Origin of the sequence: Micromonospora sp. LOL_021 (assembly GCF_048060215.1) — a bacterium.
GTDB lineage: Bacteria > Actinomycetota > Actinomycetes > Mycobacteriales > Micromonosporaceae > Micromonospora_E.
The window spans coordinates 1-3,049 of sequence record NZ_JBHMIN010000109.1 but is presented as its reverse complement, the minus strand read 5'-3'; the positions used below and the strand labels follow the sequence as shown (position 1 = coordinate 3,049).

The following is a 3,049-nucleotide window of genomic DNA, read 5'->3' as shown; positions in this document are numbered from 1 at the left end:
TCTCACGGACGCGTACTCGCTCTCCCACCCGGACAGCCTGGCGGCACCCCACCGCCCGGACGGATCTGTCCACCCATGCTGTTGGAATAATTTCTCGCCTTCGGTGGTGAACGGGCTGGTGTTGCGGTGGCGAAAGTGGCGGGACGGACGGTCGGTGGCGTCGAAGCGGCTGGCCAGGCTGGCCCGGGAGCGTGCGGCGGCCCGGCACCGGAGGTTGGCGGGCAACCGTGGGCATCGCTGGTCGTCGGAGCCGACGATGCTGTGTCCGCTGATGACCTACGGTCAACTGCTCGGCTACTGCGTACCGGTGGGGTCGTGATCTGACCGGGCGGCCGGGTCGGACGCTGAATTTCCGGCGAAGAGCTGTGCGAACGCCGCCGGCCGGTCCCGTGCGGGCAGCAGCTACGAAACCTGCTGAGCTGGCTCATGAACCGCTGCGCTCCATCGACGCGACACGCCGGAGACGGTCAGCTGGGACGCATCCGATCATGTGCCTGCAGCCGCCGGTGGCACGAGCTTGTGGCGCTGACTGGGAGTGGTGAGCTTAAGGTTGACCAGTGTGGATTGGGGCGAGTCGTACCAGGGTGGCGGTCTGGTTGGCCGTCGGCGGTGCGCTGCTGGTGCCGGCTGCGGCACTCACCAGGGTGGCTGCGTACCGGTCCCTGGGCGATGGCGCATCGAGGGCGGCGACCAACGCAGAGTTGTTCGATCTGGCAGCGGTGCACCATCGGACCGCGTGGTGGGCCTTGCTACTGGCGGGTATCGGCGTGACCGCCGCACTGGTCGGCCTACTGCTGCTGACCGGGCCCGGCGAGGTGGTCGCCGATCCCCGGTTGCTGGGCTGGGTGGTGGTCGGTGTGCTGGTAGCTGGCTACCTCTGCTGGCTGGCGGTCCAGGTGTTCCTGCCCACCGACGGGCTCCACGAGCTCGTCGTGGCGGATGCCGCGCCGACGCAACGGCGGGTTCTCGCCCTGGTCGACAACGCTCGGATGTACCCCTACCCGATGATCGGTCGTACCGGCGGGCTGGCGGTGACGGCCTGGGCCGCCGTACATCTGTGGGTCGTGGCGCGGCTGCCAGTCTGGGGAACCGATTCCGCCGCCGATCATCATTGAACGTCGCCAGGCGTAGCCGCTCGACCAAGCGGCACGGTCACCCGCGACACGGACTGTTCACGGGCTGATCTTGAGCGTCGGTGGCTGAGTTCGTCGCGCAGCAGAGGCAGCGCCCGGACGAAGAGGTGTACGAACGCCGCTGGCCGGTCCCCTGAGGGACCGGCCAGCGGCGTTGCGGCTGCTCAGCGAGCGGAGGATACGAGATTCGAACTCGTGAGGGTGTGAACCCAACACGCTTTCCAAGCGTGCGCCCTAGGCCTCTAGGCGAATCCTCCGCCCGACACGATACAGGCTGCGGACGTGGCGGTCAGCACGGGCCGGGGTCGCCGACGGCCGCCCGCCGCCCGGGGTACAGTGGGGCCAACCCCTCGTGCGGCGTGCATCTCGTGAACCTCCCCAGGGCCGGAAGGCAGCAAGGATAAGCGAGCTCTGGCGGGTGCACGGGGGGCCCTTTCGTCTCCGGGTCGGCGGGGGAACCCGCACCCCAGGGGTGGCGGTCGCCGGCCCGCCCGCGCAGAATGGCTCCCGGCGTGGAACCTGCCCGGTCGAGAGGAGGCGGAGAGAGTGGCACTGGCGCTCTACCGCAAGTACCGGCCGAGGACGTTCGCCGAGGTCATCGGCCAGGAGCACGTCACCGAGCCGCTGTCGCAGGCGTTGCGTACCGGGCGGCTCAACCACGCGTACCTCTTTTCCGGGCCGCGCGGTTGCGGCAAGACCTCCAGCGCCCGGATCCTGGCCCGCTCGCTCAACTGCGAGCAGGGGCCGACGCCGGAGCCGTGCGGCAAGTGCGACTCGTGTCGCGCCCTGGCCGCCGACGGCAGCGGCTCGATCGACGTCATCGAGATCGACGCGGCCAGCCACGGCGGCGTCGACGACGCCCGTGAGCTGCGCGAACGCGCCTTCTTCGCGCCGGCCAGCAGCCGGTTCAAGATCTACGTCATCGACGAGGCGCACATGGTCTCGTCGGCCGGCTTCAACGCGCTGCTCAAGCTGGTCGAGGAGCCGCCGGACTACGTCAAGTTCATCTTCGCCACCACCGAGCCGGAGAAGGTCCTCGGCACGATCAAGTCGCGGACCCACCACTACCCGTTCCGGCTGATCCCGCCGGGGGTGCTGCGGCCGTACCTGGAGCAGCTCTGCTCCGCCGAGGGCGTCAAGGTCGACCCGGCGGTCTTCCCGCTGGTGGTGCGGGCCGGCGGCGGAAGCGCCCGGGACAGCCTGTCGGTGCTCGACCAGTTGATCGCCGGTGCCGGCCCGGAGGGGGTCAGCTACCCACGGGCGGTGGCGCTGCTCGGCGTCACCGACAGCGCCCTGCTGGACGAGATGTGCGACGCCCTCGCCGCTGGTGACGGTGCCGCCGCCTACGCAACCGTCGACCGGGTCGCCGAGGCCGGGCATGATCCCCGCAGGTTCGCTTCCGACCTGTTGGAGCGGTTGCGGGACCTGATCGTGTTGCAGCAGGTGCCGGACGCGGTCAGCAAAGGGCTGATCGACGGGCCACCCGACCAGATCGACCGGATGACCGCGCAGGCCGAGCGGCTCGGCCCGGCGACGCTGTCGCGGTGCGCCGACACGGTGCACAACGGCTTGGTGGAGATGCGTGGCACCACCGCCCCCCGGCTGCTGCTGGAGCTGGTCTGCGCCCGGATGCTGCTGCCCGGCGCTGAGGAGTCGACCGGGGCCCTGCTGCAGCGGATGGAGCGGATGGAGCGTCGGCTGGCAGCCGGCGTACCGGCGGCGGCGCCGCTGGCCTCCGCTCCCGCCGCCGTGCCGACCGCCGCCGCCGTGGTGCCGGCGGTCTCCGCTCCCGCAGCGGCACCGTCCGGACCGGCCGCTGCGCCGCCTGCCCCTGGAGTGCCGGCTGCGCCGCCGGCAGTTGAGCGGCCACCGGCCGCCGCGCCGGCCGTACCGCCGGAAGCGGTGATGCCCGATCC

The 3,049-nt window shown here is 71.1% G+C and carries 3 protein-coding genes, 1 tRNA gene and 1 other RNA gene; 4 read left to right on the top strand and 1 reads right to left on the bottom strand.

Annotated elements, in window-relative coordinates:
• Nucleotides 1–106: 106 nt before the first annotated feature.
• A complete protein-coding gene (locus tag ACFHWT_RS31105; RefSeq protein WP_416598231.1) occupies nucleotides 107–319 on the top strand; it encodes a hypothetical protein in 213 nt (70 codons plus the stop codon).
• A 265-nt stretch (nucleotides 320–584) separates the two neighbouring features.
• Nucleotides 585–1,115, top strand: a complete 531-nt coding sequence (locus tag ACFHWT_RS31100) for a hypothetical protein (protein ID WP_416598230.1) — start codon at nucleotides 585–587, stop codon at nucleotides 1,113–1,115.
• A 190-nt stretch (nucleotides 1,116–1,305) separates the two neighbouring features.
• Here ACFHWT_RS31100 and ACFHWT_RS31095 read toward each other — a convergent pair.
• Nucleotides 1,306–1,390: transfer RNA gene (locus ACFHWT_RS31095), tRNA-Ser, on the bottom strand.
• An 87-nt stretch (nucleotides 1,391–1,477) separates the two neighbouring features.
• Here ACFHWT_RS31095 and ffs point away from each other — a divergent pair.
• Both ffs and ACFHWT_RS31085 read left to right on the top strand, forming a co-directional pair.
• Nucleotides 1,478–1,568: signal recognition particle sRNA small type (gene ffs, locus ACFHWT_RS31090), an RNA gene on the top strand.
• 111 nt (nucleotides 1,569–1,679) lie between these two features.
• Nucleotides 1,680–3,049 (top strand): DNA polymerase III subunit gamma and tau (locus ACFHWT_RS31085; RefSeq protein WP_416598228.1); only part of this gene is annotated, 1,370 nt, incomplete at its 3' end.